Raw genomic sequence first — 15928 nt, 5'->3', positions numbered from 1 at the left:
GAGTACGCCCTGCCCACCGACTCGTTCCTGAACTTCTTCCGCTCCTCGGCCGTGACGCTGAAGGTGGAAGGTCTCTACGTGAACCTCGACCAGGGCAACCGCAACAACGGCTTCTTCGCCACCACCCCGGCCGGCGCCCCCGTCAGCGTCACCTCCCCGGGCGTCGCCCTCGTCTCCGGCGTCACCAACAGCCGCCGCGACACCGAGTTCGCCGTCGTCCGCGCCGGCGTCAACTACAAGTTCGGCTCGTACTAAGATCTCGGCGCCGGGTCGTCCGCGACCCGGCACCGTCTCGCGGGAGCCCCGCCGAGAGGCCGGGCTCTTCGCGTTCGGTATGCCCGCACCCCGTGCGTGCCACGAAGAAAGCCCGGCCTCGCGGCCGGGCTTTCTCGTTCGATCGCTCGTTCCCTGCATTCCGGTCGAAGGATGGCCGGCAGCCGAGGGATGAGGGCGCCGGTAACGGGCTCGGACCCGGAGCCGGTCGCGCACGCGTGCGGACACGCCCGAAGGGTCCCGCCTAGAGCCTTTCCCCACCGCGTTGCCAGCGGGAACGGTTCATACCCTTTCCGGTTGCTGGGTTCGGCCGCGTGCGGTGAACCGCGCCAGGCCCCCTCTCCCTATGGGAGAGGGGGGCCCGCGCTTCGTTCCGCGACGATGCGTTGGACCGAACCGATCAACCAGAGGCCGTATCGAACCTCTCGTATCGATGCGCTCTCTTGCGCCGAACCGGCGTCCACTGCGGCGGAGTGCGTTCTAGATGTCGAGGTTGGCGCCCTCCGTGAAGGCCGCCCGCTCGGTGATGAAGGCGAAGCGCGCCTCCGGCTTGTTGCCCATCAGCCGGTCAACCGTGTCGCCGGTCGATTCCCGCGCCTCGTCGAGCACCGCAACCCGCAGCAGCGTACGCTTCTTCGGGTCCATGGTGGTCTCCTTCAGCTGGCCCGGCATCATCTCGCCCAGGCCCTTGAAGCGGCCGATCTCGACCTTGCCGTTCTTGAACTGCGTCCGGATGATCTGGTCCTTGTGCGCGTCGTCGCGCGCGTAGGCGATCTTGGTGCCCTGCTGCAGCCGGTAGAGCGGCGGGATCGCGAGATAGAGGTGCCCGCGGTCGATGAGCTTCGGCATCTGCCGGTAGAAGAAGGTGATCAGCAGCGAGGCGATGTGGGCGCCGTCCACGTCGGCGTCCGTCATGATGATCACCTTGTCGTAGCGCAGGTCCGCCTCGCGGAAGTTCGCCCCCGTGCCGCAGCCGAGCGCCAGCGTCAGGTCGGAGATCAGCTGGTTGGCCCCGAGCTTGTCCCGGCTCGCCGAGGCCACGTTCAGGATCTTGCCGCGCAGGGGCAGGATCGCCTGGGTGGCGCGGTCGCGCGCCTGCTTGGCCGAGCCGCCGGCCGAGTCCCCCTCGACGATGAAGATCTCCGAGCCCGCCGTGCCGGCCGCCGAGCAGTCGGCGAGCTTGCCCGGCAGGCGCAGCTTGCGGGTGGCGGATTTCCGCGCGACCTCCTTCTCCTGGCGGCGGCGCAGGCGCTCCTCGGCCCGGTCGATCACCCAGTCGAGCAGCTTGTTGGCCTGGGCGGGCGAGCCGGCGAGCCAGTGGTCGAAGGCGTCGCGGATCGCCGTCTCGACGATGCGCGAGGCTTCCACCGTGGCGAGCTTGTCCTTGGTCTGGCCCTGGAACTCGGGCTCGCGGATGAAGACCGAGAGCATCGAGGCGCAGGTCGCCATCACGTCGTCCGTGGTGACGGCCGTCATGCGCTTGGCCTGGTTCACGCGCTCGGCGTGCTCGCGCAGGCCCCGGAGCAGCGCGACGCGCAGGCCGGCTTCGTGGGTGCCGCCATCGGGCGTCGGGATCGTGTTGCAGTAGGAGTGCGAGACGCCGTCGTCCGCGACCGTCCAGGCCACCGCCCATTCGAGCGAGCCGTGGCTCCCCGGCTTCGTCACCTTGCCGGCGAAGATCGCCTCGGTGACGAGTTCCTTGCCGTCGATGTCGCGAGCGAGGTAGTCGCGCAGGCCGCCGGGGAAGCGGTGCACGGCCTCGGCCGGCACGCCGTCCAGCCCCTCCAGCAGGGCGGGGGCGCAGCGCCAGCGGATCTCGACGCCGCCGAACAGGTAGGCCTTCGAGCGCGCCATCTTGAACAGGCGGCGCGGGTCGAACTTCAGCGAGCCGAAGATCTGCGCGTCGGGGTGGAAGCGCACCCGCGTGCCGCGCCGGTTCTGCACCCGGCCGACCGGCTCCAGCGCGCTCGTCGGCAGACCGCGCGAGAAGGTCTGGCGGTAGAGGGTCTGGTTGCGGGCGACCTCGACCTCCAAGAGGTCGGAGAGGGCGTTCACCACCGAGATGCCGACGCCGTGCAGGCCGCCGGAGGTCTCATAGACCTTCGAGTCGAACTTTCCGCCCGCGTGCAGCGTGGTCATGATGACCTCGAGCGCGGACTTGCCGGGAAATTTCGGGTGCGGGTCGACCGGGATGCCGCGGCCGTTGTCGGTGACGACCAGCGCCCCGCTCTCCTCGAGCTCGACCTCGATGAAGCTGGCATGGCCCGCCACCGCCTCGTCCATCGAATTGTCGATGACCTCGGCGAAGAGGTGGTGCAGCGCCCGCTCGTCGGTGCCGCCGATATACATGCCGGGCCGGCGCCGGACCGGCTCCAGCCCCTCCAGCACCTCGATGGCGGACGCATCGTAGCCGCCCTCGGCCGCCTGCACGGCGGCGAGCGGCGGCACGGCGGCCGAGCCCTCGAGCTTGCGCCGCTCGGCCGGGCCAGGCAGCGGCGAGGTGGCGGCGACTTTGCCGCCGGCGAAGAGATCGCGCGCGGGATCGCTCACGCGACGGCCCCGCGGGCTGAGTTTGGCGGCACCGGCCGCGGCGGGAGAACGTGCAGCATTCGCCTTCATCCTCTGACCGTACCGGAACAAACCGGAAACAGAAAGGGGTTATCGCACCGCATGCGCGCCGGGGTAGGACCCCGGCCCGACGGCGCGACCGTCCCATGACATGGGACGGGTTGGTTAAGAAGGGCTGATGCCGACGTGGGAGGGTCGCGCGGGGGAGGTGGGGCGGCGACGGACCCGCGGGTACTCCTTCCCCCGCAGAGGGGGGAGGGGAGACCGCGCCGTCGATGCGGAGCCGAGCGGTCCCGGTGCGGCCCCTACGTCCCGACCCGCCCGCCGCCGCGCTTCGTGATCGCCACGACGGAGGGCCGGGGCGGCAGGTTCGGGTCGAAGTCCGGCCAGCGGGTCGCGGGCCGCTCGAAGGTGGCGGGCTCGGCCTTCGGATCCTCCTCGTCGGCCTCGCCGGGGTGCTGCACGGCCACGAAGAAGGTGGTGTCGTCGGGCGTAAAGTAGGGGCCGCACATCTCGGCGCCCGCCGGCACCTGGAAGAAATGCTTGCCCGTGCCGCGGCCCGACCCCTCCGTCTCCATCGCCCAGATGCCGTCGGTTCGCCCGGTGCGGCCGGCGGAGTTGCCGTCGGTGGCGACCCAGAGCCGGCCCTCTCCATCGACCGAGCAATTGTCCGGCATGCCGAACCAGCCGTCCCGCGTCGTCGCCGACGAGAAGGTGGCGCCGACCGCCGCGATAGCGGGATCGCCGCAGCGGACCAGCACCTCCCAGGCAAATCCCGGCGCGGCGTAGTCCCGCCCGTCCGGGCTGATCTCGACGATGTGACCGAAGCGGTTCTCGGGCCGCGGGTTGGCGGCATCGACCTGATCGGCCTTGCGCTTCGCATTGTTGGTCAGCATCACGTAGACCTTGCCGGTCTTCGGATTGGCCTCGACGTCCTCGGGCCGGTCCATCTTCGTGGCGCCGAGCAGGTCGGCGGCGCGCCGCGTCTCGATCAGCACGTCGGCCTGATCGCGAAAACCGTTCTCCGGGGTCAGCGGACCCTGGCCGTGGACGAGCGGCAGCCATGCGCCGCGCCCGTCCGCGTTGAAGCGGGCCACGAAGAGCGTGCCGCGGTCGAGGATGTCGCGGTTGGCAGCCTTATCACTGAGATCGACCTTCGCCTCGGTGACGAAGCGGTAGACGTAGTCGAAGCGCTCGTCGTCGCCCTGGAACACGACGTAGCGCCCGTCCGCCGCCAGGATGCCGGCCGCGCCCTCGTGCTTGAACCGGCCCATGGCGGTGCGCTTCTTCGGGGTGGAGGCCGGGTCGAACGGGTCGATCTCCACCACCCAGCCGAAGCGGTTCGGCTCGTTCGGCTCGGCGCCGAGATCGAAGCGCTCGTGGTACCGGCCCCAGGCGTAGAGGTTGCCCGGGATGCCGAGGCGCTTGTGGTTGCGCGCCTCCGCCGACCCCTCGCCGAGCCTGCCCTGGAAGTAGTAGTTGATGTTCTCCTCGCAGGTGAGCCACGTGCCCCAGGGCGTCGTGCCGCCCGCGCAGTTGTTGATCATGCCGAGCACCTGCCGGCCCGCCGGATCGGCCTTGGTCCGCAGGCGCTCCGAGCCGGCGGCGGGGCCGGCGAGCACCATCGGGGTCGTCGCGGTGATGCGGCGGGCGTATCGCGAGCCCGGCACGACCTGCCAGCGGCCGTCCACCCGCTTCACCTCGATCACCGAGCCGCCGTGGGCCGCCATCTCGATGTCGACGAGCTGCTGGGACATGCCGGCGAACGCCGCCTTGCCGTCCTGCCGGCCGAGACCGGGAAACATCAGCTCCTCGTTTGTGTACTCGTGGTTGACCACGAGCAGGCCGTGGGCCGCCGGGTCGGCGGCGCCCGGCAGGGGGAAGAAGCCGATGAAGTCGTTGTTGTAGCCGAACTGCTGTCCTTGAGCCTCAGGCGTCTGGTTGCGCGGGTCGAAGGCGGGTGCGCCCGGCAGCACGGGGTCGCCCCAGCGGATCAGCACCTCGGCGTCGTGGCCCGCCGCGACGTGGTGACGCTCGTCGGAGCCGGCCGGCAGTTCGGTGAAGGGAAACGGCGAGGCGGTCTCGCGGGACGCGCCTTGCGCCGCCGCGAGGGCCCGCGGCGCCACGACGGCGCCGATCGCCCCGACCGCGAGCGCCCCGCGCAGCAGGTCGCGCCGGTGGAAGCGGGCGGCCACCACGTCGCCGAGCGTCGGGTTGGGGCTCGGATTCGAGCCCGCATCCTCGGCCGCCTCGGCGGCCTGCGAGCGGTTGAGGCTGGTCATCGGCGCTGTCTCCGGATCGTCGTACGGGGCGGCTATAGGGTGCAGATGGCACTGCGATGACGCGGGCGGCCGGAACCCGGAGCGGGCTGTGCGCGTTTTGTTCAACAAAGCTCCGCCGTATCCGTTCGTCGCGGGCGGCGCGGGTGACGATCGGGAGCCGAACGCCATGACCCAGACGGACGCGGCGACGCGCCACGCGAGCCTCCAACGCGCCGAGCGGGCCGCCGGCGAGGCCTTCGGCTGGCCGGAGGCGCCCGCCGAGGCGGTGCGCCGCTCGCTGCTTCTCAGCCCCACGGCCATCGCCGCCGCCACGGCGGTGACCACGGTGGCCGCGACGCTGACCTATTTCGTCTGAGACCGCTCGACCCAGGCTCTCGCGCACGGCGCGCCGATCGCTTATCTGCGCCCGCATGAGCGACGACGTGACCAGCGATTGGCTCGGCGACGAGCCAGGGCGTGCCGACCCGATGCGGGCGGTACGCGCCCAGACGAAACCCGCCCTGCCCAACCGCTTCTACAAGCAGGCGGGCTTCACCGAAGGGGAGGGCGGCTTCCGCCTCACCCTCGACGGGCGCCCGGCCAACACGCCGGGCCGCAACCCGCTGAGCGTGCCGAGCCTCGGCCTCGCCGAGCTGCTGGCGGCGGAGTGGGGCGCGCAGGGCGCGTTCATCGACCCCGCCACCATGCCGGTCACCCGGATCGTCAACACCACCCTCGACGGCGTCGTGCCGCGCCGGGACGCGGTGGCGGAGGATCTCGCGGCCTATGCGGGCACCGACCTCGTCGCCTACCGGGCGGACGCGCCCGAGCGTCTCGTGGCCGACCAGGCCCGCGCCTGGGATCCGGTGCTCGACTGGGCGCGCGACACCTTCGGCGTCCGCCTGATCCTCAGCGAGGGCGTGATGCACGTGAGCCAGCCGGAGGCGAGCGTCGCGGCGCTCCGCCGGGCGGTGTTCGCGGTCGAGAACCCCTATCGGCTGGCCGCGCTCCATACCTTGACCACGCTCACCGGATCCCTCCTCATCGCGCTGGCGGTGCTGCACGGCCGCCTCACGCCCGACGAGGCCTGGGCGGCCGCGCACGTGGACGAGACCTATCAGGCGGCGGTCTGGGGCCGGGACGCGGAGGCCGAGGAGCGCCTCGCCAAGCGCCGGGCCGAGTTCGAGGCCGCCGCGACCGTGGCGGCGCTCGCCGGCTGAGGCCGCCTCGTTCGAAAGGCCCGTTTCCGCCCGTAAATCCTCTGTGCTAAGGGCAGCGACGGCCGACCGCCAAGCTCGCCGCGAGAGGGGCAGGCGGAGCGGCCACAACGCCAGCACCAGCCCCGAGGCGCACCCATGAAGGACATTCTCGAGACGCTCGAGCAGCGGCGCGCCCAGGCCCGCCTCGGTGGCGGCGAGAAGCGCGTGGAGGCGCAGCACAAGCGCGGCAAGCTCACCGCGCGCGAGCGCATCGAACTCCTGCTCGACCACGGGTCGTTCGAGGAGTTCGACATGTTCGTGCAGCACCGCTCCACCGATTTCGGCATGGAGAACCAGAAGATCCCCGGCGACGGCGTCATCACCGGCTGGGGCACGGTGAACGGCCGCACGGTCTTCCTGTTCTCGAAGGACTTCACGGTCTTCGGCGGCTCGCTCTCCGAGACGCACGCGGCCAAGATCGTGAAGGTGCAGGACATGGCGCTGAAGATGCGCGCCCCGATCATCGGCATCTTCGACGCGGGCGGCGCGCGCATCCAGGAGGGCGTGGCCGCGCTCGGCGGCTACGGCGAGGTCTTCCGCCGCAACGTCGCGGCGTCCGGCGTGATCCCGCAGATCTCCGTCATCATGGGGCCGTGCGCGGGCGGCGACGTCTACTCGCCCGCCATGACCGACTTCATCTTCATGGTGCGCGACACGAGCTACATGTTCGTGACCGGGCCCGACGTGGTGAAGACCGTCACCAACGAGGTCGTCACCGCGGAGGAACTCGGCGGCGCCAAGGTGCACACCTCCAAGTCCTCGATCGCCGACGGCGCCTTCGAGAACGACGTCGAGGCGATCCTGCAGATCCGGCGGCTGCTCGACTTCCTGCCCGCCAACAACATCGACGGCGTGCCGGAGATCGAGAGCTTCGACGATCCCTTACGCCTCGACAAATCCCTCGACACGCTGATCCCCGACAACCCGAACAAGCCCTACGACATGGGCGAGCTGATCCGGCGGGTCGTGGACGAGGGCGACTTCTTCGAGATCCAAGCGGCGTATGCCCGCAACATCATCACGGGCTTCGGGCGCATCGAGGGGCGCACGGTCGGCTTCGTGGCGAACCAGCCCCTGGTGCTGGCGGGCGTCCTCGACTCGGACGCCTCGCGCAAGGCCGCGCGCTTCGTGCGCTACTGCGACGCCTTCTCGATCCCGATCGTCACCTTCGTGGACGTGCCGGGCTTCCTGCCGGGCACCGCGCAGGAATACGGCGGCCTGATCAAGCACGGCGCCAAGCTGCTCTTCGCCTACTCCCAGGCGACGGTGCCGCTGGTGACGGTGATCACCCGCAAGGCCTTCGGCGGCGCCTACGACGTCATGGCCTCGAAGCATGTCGGCGCCGACGTGAACTACGCCTGGCCCACCGCCCAGATCGCCGTGATGGGCGCCAAGGGCGCCGTCGAGATCATTTTTCGGAGTGAGATCGGCGATGACGAGAAAATCGCCGAGCGCACCAAGGAGTACGAGGACCGCTTCCTCTCGCCCTTCGTGGCGGCCGAGCGCGGCTACATCGACGAGGTGATCATGCCGCACTCCACCCGCAAGCGCGTCGCCCGGGCGCTCAGCATGCTGCGCACCAAGGAGATGGAGCAGCCCTGGAAGAAGCACGACAACATCCCGCTCTGAAGGCGGGACGCTCACACGGCCTCCGGCCTATTCCTTCCGGCGCCGTGGATCCCCTCTCCCCGCGCGCGGGGAGAGGGCCGCGGCCTCGCGGCGATCGGCCTGCCACCGTCATTCCGGCGCGAAGATCGTGATGTTGGAGTTCAGCTGATAGGCCGCGGTCGGCCGCGTGTTGACGAAGCGCAGGCGGATCGGGCTCTCGCCCAGGATCGCGCCGAAGCCCGGGGTCACCGGGACCGGAAGGCAGGTTTCCAGAGCCCTGGCGGCAGCCTCCTCGTAGAGTCGCCGCGTCTCCCCGTCGCCGGTGAGGTGGCGGGCGGTGACCAGCGGCTTGCCGCGCAACGCGCCCGCCTTGTCGAGGCCGAACCGGAAGGCGATCAGCGAGCCCTCGCTGCCCTCCGGTGCCTGCCAGCATCCGGCGAGCCGCGCCCGGAAGGTCGCCCAGTCGTTGACCGCGCCGTCCTGCGCGGCAGCCGGCGCCGCGGGGGCGAATGCGCTGGCGAGGAGGCTGGCGAGGAGGCCGGCGAGCGTGCCGATCAGCTCCGGTCGCTGCTCTCGATGACGGCGCATAGGGTGAGGTCTCCGGTATCCTTGTGCGTCACCGAGCAGGTGATCGCGGCGCCCCCGGCCTCGACCTTGCTGTGCCGCAGCCGGCTCGCAGCCTCCTGGGCCCGGTGCGCGGCCGCCGCGACCGTCGCCGCCGCGATGCCGGTGATCGCGTGGCCCGCCTGCCCGAACAAGGTGTAATACGCCTCCGGCGGGTTCGCTCCGCGGAACTGCGCGCCGACCGAGGACGGGTGCGGCGCCGCGCAGGAAAGCGTCAGGCTCGTCTGCGCATCCGCGGTGAACCGGGCATAGTCACGGCTGCGGTCGTCGAGCCGCGCCCCGGTCTCGGCGGTGACGCGATCGATCAGGTCCCCGCATTCGTCGGCACTGGCCGGACCGGCGACCATGAGGGCGAAGGTGAGGGCGAGGGGGCGCATACCGTGCAAAGATAGCGCGCCGACCGGGTCGGGCGAGCGCCCGGTCAGCCTGCCGCAGCCTCGGCGGCCGGACCGGGCGTCTCCCGCCCGAGATCGAGCCAGACGATCTCCGGCGGTACGCCGATCCGCACCGGCACCCGGCTGACGCCGAAGCCCCCCGAGACGATGATGTGCCGGCCCCGCGACACGACGTGCCCGTAGGACAGGTCGAGACCCTGCACGCGCCGGATCGCGGGCGAGTGGCCGAGCAGGCGGATCTGTCCGCCATGGGTGTGCCCCGACAGGGTGAGCGCGAAGCGATCCGGCACATCGGGGAAGATGTCGGGCTCGTGCGCCATCAGGATCGCGGGGGCGTCGTCGGTGATCCTGGCCACCGTCGCCGGCAGGTCGTCGCGCCACCCCACGAGGTTGCCGGCCCGGTCGAGGAAGGCCTGCTGGTCGCCGAGTCCGGCGAGCCAGAACGGGCGTCCCTGGTGCACGAGGCGCACCGCATCGTTCTCCAGCACCGGGATCCCGCGCGCCTCGAGCGCCCGCTGCGCCTCGGGCGGCCCGGCCCGGCGCCGTTGCGCGTCGTGGTCGTCCCACCAGTCGTGGTTGCCCAGGACCGCGTGGATGCCGAGGGGCGCGCGCAGGCACTCCACCGTGCGGGCGAAGGCGTCGAGCGGTACCCGGCGCCACGCGATGCGCCCGGAGGCCGGGTAATCGCCGAGCAGCAGCACGAGATCGGGCTGCAGCGCGTTCGTGGCGTCCACGATCTCGGCCACGCGGTCCAGCGGCATGAACGGTTCGCAGACATGGAAATCCGCGAGCACCGCCACCGTGAGGCGCAGGCCCGGCGTCCAGCCGGGCAGCGCCGGCGCGTAGCGCGTCACGACGAGGCCGTGCATCGCCTCGACGCCGACGCCGTAGGCCGCCGTCCCGGTGAGCCCGAAGGCCGAGGCGTAGCCGAGCCCGGTCAGAACCTGGCGCCGGGTCGGGAGAATCAGCATCGGAGGCTCGTCGCGGCTCGGACAGACGGCCTCGACGGCCCCGGTCGCGCAGGATGCGCGCGCAGTATGGCCGAATTGGCCCGGGCCGGGCGGCCGCCGTCCGGCAGCGCGCCCGGCCGCGCTTCACGCGAGGGCCTCCGGCTCGCTCAGGCGAGCGGATTGGGCTCGCTCAGACGAGCGGCTTGGGCTCGCTTACGCGAGCGGCTCGTCCTCGTGTACGAGGCTGAGGATGCCCTGCCGTCCGGTCGCGGGCGCGGCGGGCCGGCGCTCCTGCTTCTTCGGGCGGCCCGCGGCGGCGGCGAGCGCCGGCAGCGCGAGGGGGCGGAAACCGTAGAGCGACTCGCCCTGGTCCATCTGGCGACGCTCGCTCTCGGAGGCGCTGACCTGGGTCTCGCTGGGGGCGTACATGGGAGGGGTTCCTGTGCGACGGGGCCGATGCTCGGCCGCCTCGCCCGTCGCCGCCTTCGTCGGCGGCCTCGGGGCTTCCTCGGGGCGCCCGCCGGGTCCGGCGGACCTCCCGATACAAGGCCAATCGAGCTGAACGCTTGCTTAAGGCCGTTCCGGTCCGACACGGTACTGACTTTCGGCACTACCTCCGGCGACGCGGGCGTGGCGCGGGGGATTCAGGCCGCAGCGCCGAGGCCCTCGGACCGGATCCAGTCCCGCGTGCGGTCCAGCGCCCGGGTCAGGCGATCGAAAAGGGCGTCGATCTCGTCGGGCGCGATGATCAGCGGCGGGCAGACCGCCACGCGGTCGCCGGTCAGAAAGCGCACGATCAGACCTTCGGCTTGCGCGAAGGCGACGCAGCGCGCGGCCACCCCCGCCTTCGGGTCGTACTGCGCCTTGGTCCGCTTGTCGGCGACGATCTCCAGGCCGCCGATCAGCCCGATGCCGCGGGCCTCGCCGACGATGTCGTGCTCGGCGAGCCGCGCGAGCCGGGCCTGGAAGTGCGGCGCCTTCTCGGCCGCCCCCTCGACGATCCGGTCGCGCCGGTAGATCTCGATCGCCTTCAGGGCCACCGCGCAGGCGACCGGGTGGCCCGAATAGGTGGTGCCGTGCCCGAAGGTGCCGAGCTTCGCGCTCTGGTCCACCATCGCCGCGTAGAGCGGCTCGTCGACGGTGATCCCGCCGAGCGGCACGTAGCCGGAGGTGACGGCCTTGGCGAAGGAGAGCGTCTGGGGCGCCATGCCGAGCGCCTCCGAACCGAACCACGTGCCGAGCCGCCCGAAGCCGCAGATCACCTCGTCGGCGATGAAGCGCACGTCGTAGCGGGCGAGCACCGTCTGGATCGCCTGGAAGTAGCCCCGCGGCGGCACGATGGCCCCGCCCGCGCCCATCACCGGCTCGGCGATGAAGGCCGCGACCGTGTCCGGATCCTCGCGCAGGATCATCTGTTCCAGCTCGTCGGCGAGCCGGGCGGAGAAGGCCTCCTCGCTCTCGCCGGCTTCCGCGAAGCGGTAATGGTGCGGGCAGGCCGTGTGGAGGAAGCCCGGCAGGGGCAGGTCCCAGTCGGCGTGGTTGGCCTGGAGCCCGGTGAGCGAGGCGGTGGCGACCGTGACGCCGTGATAGCCCCGGCTCCGGCCGATGATCTTCTTCTTGGCGCGACGGCCCAGCGCGTTGTTGTAGTACCACGCCAGCTTGACCTGGGTGTCGTTCGCCTCCGAGCCCGAGGAGGTGAAGAACACCTTCGAGGTCGGGATCGGCATCAGCTCCTTCAGAACCTCGGCGAGCTCGATCGCCGGGTCATGGCTGCGGCCGGAGAACAGGTGCGAGAAGGGCAGGCGGCCCATCTGCGCCGCCGCGGCCTCGACGAGCTCCGCGTTCGAGTAGCCGAGCGCCGTGCACCAGAGCCCGGCCATGCCCTCGATATAGGGGCGCCCATCGGTGTCGTAGACGTGCACGCCCTGGCCGCGCTCCAGCACCAGCGGGCCGTTCGCGCGGTGCGCGTCGAGATTGGTGTAGGGGTGGATCAGGGTTTCGACGTCGCGGGTCGCGAGGTTCGACAGCATGGCGTTTACGTCTCGGGCGTTTCGTCGAGGAGCGTGTCCCCGCCACACTACCGGCCCGATGCGCGAGCAGTAACCCCGTGGAGACCCGGGCGGATCGCGGCCCGGCGCATGGATCGCCAGAATGTTCGACCCGGCCCAGATCGTCGCGGCCCCCGCGCCCGGCCGCGCCTGCGGCGCCTGTACGCTCTGCTGCAAGGTCTACGACGTGCCGGCGGTCGAGAGCGTCGCCGGACAATGGTGCCGGCACACGCGGGCGGGCCAGGGCTGCGGCATCCACGCGACGCGGCCGGACCATTGCCGCAATTTCCACTGCCTCTGGATGACCGAGAGCTGGCTCGGTCCCGAGTGGAAGCCGGACCGCGCCAAGATGGTGCTCGGCCTCGACCCCGTGACCCGCAACATGAACGTGCAGGTCGATCCGGGGCAGGCCAACGCCTGGCGGCGCGAGCCCTATTACGGCCAGCTCAAGCGCTGGGCCGCGGCCTCGATCCCGAAGGGGCGGACGGTGCTGGTCCACGTCAACAAGAGCACCACCGTGGTCCTGCCCGACCGCGACGTGAGCCTCGGCGTGCTCGGCCCGCAGGACCGCATCGTCGCGCGCGCCCGGATGACGCCGCAGGGACCGACCCTCGACATCGAGACCGTGCGGGCGGCCTGATTCAGCGCACGTCCATCCGGTCGAGCAGAGCCGTCAGATCCTCCGGGTCGATCCTGAAGTCGCGCAGGTGGTCCCGCCGCGCCCCGGGGGCCGCCGCCCCGTAGAGGGCATGGTAGGGTTGGCCGCGGGCCGCCGCGATGTCGCGGTAGTACGGGTCCTGGAAGGTCTCGGGGGCGAGGTGCACCACCGGCGTGCCGGCTGGGCTGAACACCGTGTTGACGAGCCCGGCCCCCTTGATGCCGACCACCGCCTCGGCCGCGGCGAACAGCGCGACCTGATCGGCCACCTCCAGGCGCTCGGTGTCGATGACCGCGAAACCGCGGGCGCGCAGCAGGGGGAGGATGGCGTCCCGGTTCAGGAGATCGCGCTGGCGCAGCCGGTTGCGGTCCACGAACAGGCGCAGGCCGCGCCGTCCGCGCTGGCGCGCGAGGAGGCGCGGCACGAGCGTGGCCGGCCGCAGGCGCCCGACCCGCTGCCGTAGCACCGCGTCGAGGCGGGCGAGCGCCTCCGGCGACTTCGCCAGGCCGGCATGGCGGACCGGGCTCACCCAGTGCAGGCGCGGGACGCGGTAGGCCGTTTCCGGATCGATGAAGCGCAAGGCCACGTCGCGCGCCCGGCCGAGCCAGAGCCGGACCGAGCGCTCGCGCATCCGGTTGTTGTGCCAGTCGTGCCGCGGCAGCAGCAGGGTGATGGTCTCGCCCGGGTGCCGGGCGCGCAGGACGTCGAGCGCGGCCAGCCGCGGCAGGTCCTCGCAGAGCCAGTGGCCGTAGTTGAACGAGCCCTGGTTGCCGACATAGAGGCAGGGGCCGGGCGCGGGCGGCATGTCCTGCGCTTCCGCCTCCGGCGCCAGGGGGCCGGAGAGCGCCCGCTCCTCCGGACGGTGGCTCTCGTAGACGAAACGCCGCCCGCCCGCCGCGCCGACGTAGAGCACGTTGCGCAGGATCGTCGCGTCCTCCAGCCGCACCAGCAGGGCGGGGGGCGCTGCGCCGATGCCGTCCTCCGCGAAGCGGGCCAGCATCGCCGGCGGGGCGGGCGCATCGCGCAGGCGCAGCGTCTCCGGCATCGGCCAGCGGTAGCGCCAGGACGGATAGAGCACGTCGAGCACCTCCGCCCCGTCGCCCCCCGCACGGAGGGCCGCGATCTCCGCCGGCAGATCGACCGAACCGTCGGCCGGGTAGAGCGCCCGCGGGGCGCAGGAGACGTAAGCGGTCATGCGGCGGCCTTCTGGCACAGCCGGCCCCGCGCCGCATCCCGTCGTGCGATCGAACTTAACCGTCCCGAAACCATGGGGCGGAATAAATCGTTGGGCCGGCGGCGCTCACGGGTGCGCGGCAGCAGTGGCGTAACGGATGGCTCGCGCCGTGATGACGAGACGTGGACTCAACGCGGGCGCGCGCCGCCCCACAGGCCTGCGCTGGATCGGTGCCGCCGTCGCGCCCTGGATCGCCGGCACCGCCTTTCTGGTTTCCTTCACGGCCGACGCGGGAACCGGCGGTCCGGGCATCCTGGGGCCGGACCGGGACCTGATCCGCGCCCTGCCGGCCGACCTCGTGACGCTGGGCGCCCTGCGCCGCTCGGCCCTGCCCGCCTTCGAGCGGTCCGCGGGCACCGCCGCCCGGCGCCCGGCCTCCCTGCTCGACCTCGAACTCACCGCCAACGTCAGCGGCCTGCTGACGCCGGGCTCGGCCACCTGGAACCCGGACCTCGAACCCGACCAGGGCTTCGTGCCGGTGGCCGACCTCGGCCTGACCACGGGGGCGGGCAGCGCCGCCTCGACGGGGTCGGCGAGCGCCGACATCACGGCCGGCGACGTGCTGCGCCACGACGGCTCGACGCCCCCCGTGCCCCGCGCCGTCGCGCTCTCCTCGACGACGCCCGCGCCCGCCGACGCGACGCCCGTCGAGGTCGCCGCCGCGAGCCTGCTGATGCCCGAGATCCTGCGCTCCGAGCGCGCCGCGCCCGTCGCGCCGGAGGGCGCGCGCTCCCGCTACGCGGACCTGATCGCGCCCGACGCCCTCGACAAGGAGCAGCGCTGCCTCGCCGAGGCGGTCTATTTCGAGGCGCGCAGCGAGCCCGAAGCGGGCCAGGCCGCCGTGGCGCAGGTCGTGCTCAACCGCGTGAAGAGCGGGCTCTATCCCGCCAACGTCTGCGGTGTCGTCTACCAGAACCGGCATCGCTACATGGGCTGCCAGTTCTCCTTCGCCTGCGAGGGCAAGTCGCTGCGCATCGCCGACTCGGCCTCCTGGCAGACCGCGAGCCGCATCGCCCGGTCGGTGATCGAGGGGCGGACCTATCTCGCCGAGGTCGGCGCCGCGACGCACTACCATGCGGACTACGTCCGGCCCGGCTGGTCGCGGCGTCTGCGCCGGATGGACGTCATCGGGCGACACATCTTCTACACCCTCAAGCCCGGGCAGACCTGATGTGCACAGCTTCTTGCGGGGTCGATATACTTACGTAAGTGCGAATCCGTAGTCGCGACCAAGGGTTAATTTTACCGTGAGTCGCGATTAAGCTTGCGTGAAGGGCAACCGGGACGCCTTCTGGACGTCGAGATGAGCGCCAAGCAGCGCCCCATCCGTTCCGTCCTTCTCAAGCGTCCGAGGAAGCCCACCCATGACCGCGCCGGTCACCCGTACATCCCTCTGGCTCACCGCGCTCGCCGGCGCCGTCCTGCTCGCCGGGCCGGCCCAGGCCGGCGGCTGCGCCGGCGCCGCCTGCTACCGCTACGTCTCCACCCCGCCGGTCTTCGACACCGTGCAGGAGACCGTGCTGGTCCGCCCGCCCCGCACGGTCTACCGCACAGTCCCGCCGGTCTACGACACCGTCGCCGAGCGGGTGATGGTGGCCCCGGGCGGGCGCGTCTGGACCACCCGCCGCGGTCCCTACGGCGAGCTGGAGGGCTGCTGGGTCTCGACGCCGCCGCGCTTCGCCGTGCGGAACCGGCAGGTGCTGGTGCGGCCCGCCCAGGCGATCCCGGAGACGATCCCGCCGCAATACGCCAGCGTCAGCCGCCGCGTCCTCGTCGCGCCGGCCCGCGCCGGCTGGGTGCCGACGGGCGGCGGCTACGGCCCCGGCCCCGGCCCCGGCTTCGGTCCCGGCTTCGGCCCTGGTCCGGTCGGACCGGTCGGCTCGATCCCCGACGCGCTGGGCATCGCGGGGGCGAGCGCCGTGGATCTCGGCGTCGGACTCGGCCTCTCCCGGGGCAGCATCTACGACGGCTACTGAGACGCGGCGTCCCGGTTCGGTCGGATCGCCGGGGCATGTCCCCGGCGATCTTGATTCGGGACGCCCACGCCACA

The 15928-nt window shown here is 71.9% G+C and carries 14 protein-coding genes and 1 pseudogene; 7 read left to right on the top strand and 8 right to left on the bottom strand.

Annotated elements, in window-relative coordinates:
• Window positions 1-255: pseudogene (locus tag MFF56_RS26900) on the top strand (porin family protein); the annotation flags it as partial.
• A gap of 498 nt (window positions 256-753) precedes the next feature.
• Here the strand turns inward: MFF56_RS26900 and parE are convergent.
• Window positions 754-2823, bottom strand: a complete 2070-nt coding sequence (gene parE, locus MFF56_RS26895; RefSeq protein ID WP_066918345.1) for a DNA topoisomerase IV subunit B — start codon at window positions 2821-2823, stop codon at window positions 754-756.
• 323 nt (window positions 2824-3146) lie between these two features.
• A complete protein-coding gene (locus tag MFF56_RS26890; protein WP_066923576.1) occupies window positions 3147-5123 on the bottom strand; it encodes a PhoX family protein in 1977 nt (658 codons plus the stop codon).
• A 166-nt stretch (window positions 5124-5289) separates the two neighbouring features.
• Between MFF56_RS26890 and MFF56_RS26885 the strand changes: the two genes are divergently transcribed.
• From MFF56_RS26885 to MFF56_RS26875, 3 genes are all read left to right on the top strand, one after another.
• On the top strand, window positions 5290-5478 hold the full coding sequence (locus MFF56_RS26885) for a hypothetical protein (protein WP_156453798.1): 189 nt from the start codon (window positions 5290-5292) through the stop codon (window positions 5476-5478).
• 55 nt (window positions 5479-5533) lie between these two features.
• A complete protein-coding gene (locus MFF56_RS26880; RefSeq protein ID WP_066923583.1) occupies window positions 5534-6322 on the top strand; it encodes an ATP12 family chaperone protein in 789 nt (262 codons plus the stop codon).
• Between the two features lie 135 nt (window positions 6323-6457).
• Window positions 6458-7990, top strand: a complete 1533-nt coding sequence (locus MFF56_RS26875; protein WP_066923586.1) for an acyl-CoA carboxylase subunit beta — start codon at window positions 6458-6460, stop codon at window positions 7988-7990.
• Window positions 7991-8098: 108 nt separating this feature from the next.
• Here the strand turns inward: MFF56_RS26875 and MFF56_RS26870 are convergent, their stop codons facing one another.
• From MFF56_RS26870 to MFF56_RS26850, 5 genes are all read right to left on the bottom strand, one after another.
• Window positions 8099-8557: a UCP034077 family protein gene (locus tag MFF56_RS26870; protein WP_238231776.1), complete on the bottom strand. Its 459-nt coding sequence runs from the start codon at window positions 8555-8557 to the stop codon at window positions 8099-8101.
• Window positions 8524-8970, bottom strand: coding sequence for an ABC transporter ATPase (locus tag MFF56_RS26865; RefSeq protein ID WP_066923588.1), 447 nt, complete (start codon window positions 8968-8970; stop codon window positions 8524-8526). The genes MFF56_RS26870 and MFF56_RS26865 overlap by 34 nt, the downstream gene beginning before the upstream one ends.
• A 44-nt stretch (window positions 8971-9014) precedes the next feature.
• A complete protein-coding gene (locus tag MFF56_RS26860; protein WP_066923591.1) occupies window positions 9015-9959 on the bottom strand; it encodes a metallophosphoesterase in 945 nt (314 codons plus the stop codon).
• 192 nt (window positions 9960-10151) lie between these two features.
• Window positions 10152-10367: a hypothetical protein gene (locus tag MFF56_RS26855; protein WP_066923594.1), complete on the bottom strand. Its 216-nt coding sequence runs from the start codon at window positions 10365-10367 to the stop codon at window positions 10152-10154.
• A 215-nt stretch (window positions 10368-10582) separates the two neighbouring features.
• Window positions 10583-11968 (bottom strand): aminotransferase, encoded by a 1386-nt coding sequence (locus tag MFF56_RS26850; protein ID WP_066923597.1) that lies wholly within the window; start codon window positions 11966-11968, stop codon window positions 10583-10585.
• A gap of 121 nt (window positions 11969-12089) precedes the next feature.
• On the opposite strand from MFF56_RS26850, the gene MFF56_RS26845 reads away from it, so the two are divergent.
• The gene (locus MFF56_RS26845; RefSeq protein WP_066923600.1) at window positions 12090-12626 is read left to right on the top strand and encodes a hypothetical protein; all 537 of its coding nucleotides are present in this window, start codon (window positions 12090-12092) and stop codon (window positions 12624-12626) included.
• 1 nt (window position 12627) lies between these two features.
• Here the strand turns inward: MFF56_RS26845 and MFF56_RS26840 are convergent, their stop codons facing one another.
• Window positions 12628-13839 carry a glycosyltransferase family 61 protein gene (locus MFF56_RS26840; protein ID WP_066923603.1) on the bottom strand — a complete coding sequence of 404 codons (1212 nt, stop codon included), beginning with the start codon at window positions 13837-13839 and terminating at the stop codon, window positions 12628-12630.
• Between the two features lie 229 nt (window positions 13840-14068).
• Here MFF56_RS26840 and MFF56_RS26835 point away from each other — a divergent pair, with 229 nt between their 5' ends.
• Window positions 14069-15049, top strand: a complete 981-nt coding sequence (locus MFF56_RS26835; protein WP_373324215.1) for a cell wall hydrolase — start codon at window positions 14069-14071, stop codon at window positions 15047-15049.
• 193 nt (window positions 15050-15242) lie between these two features.
• Entirely contained in the window at window positions 15243-15854 is a 612-nt protein-coding gene (locus MFF56_RS26830) for a hypothetical protein (RefSeq protein ID WP_066923606.1), read from the top strand.
• Window positions 15855-15928: the final 74 nt, after the last annotated feature.

The sequence above is a fragment of the Methylobacterium hispanicum genome, from assembly GCF_022179285.1.
Classification (GTDB): Bacteria; Pseudomonadota; Alphaproteobacteria; order Rhizobiales; family Beijerinckiaceae; genus Methylobacterium; species Methylobacterium hispanicum.
This window is presented reverse-complemented; position numbering and strand designations above follow the sequence as displayed.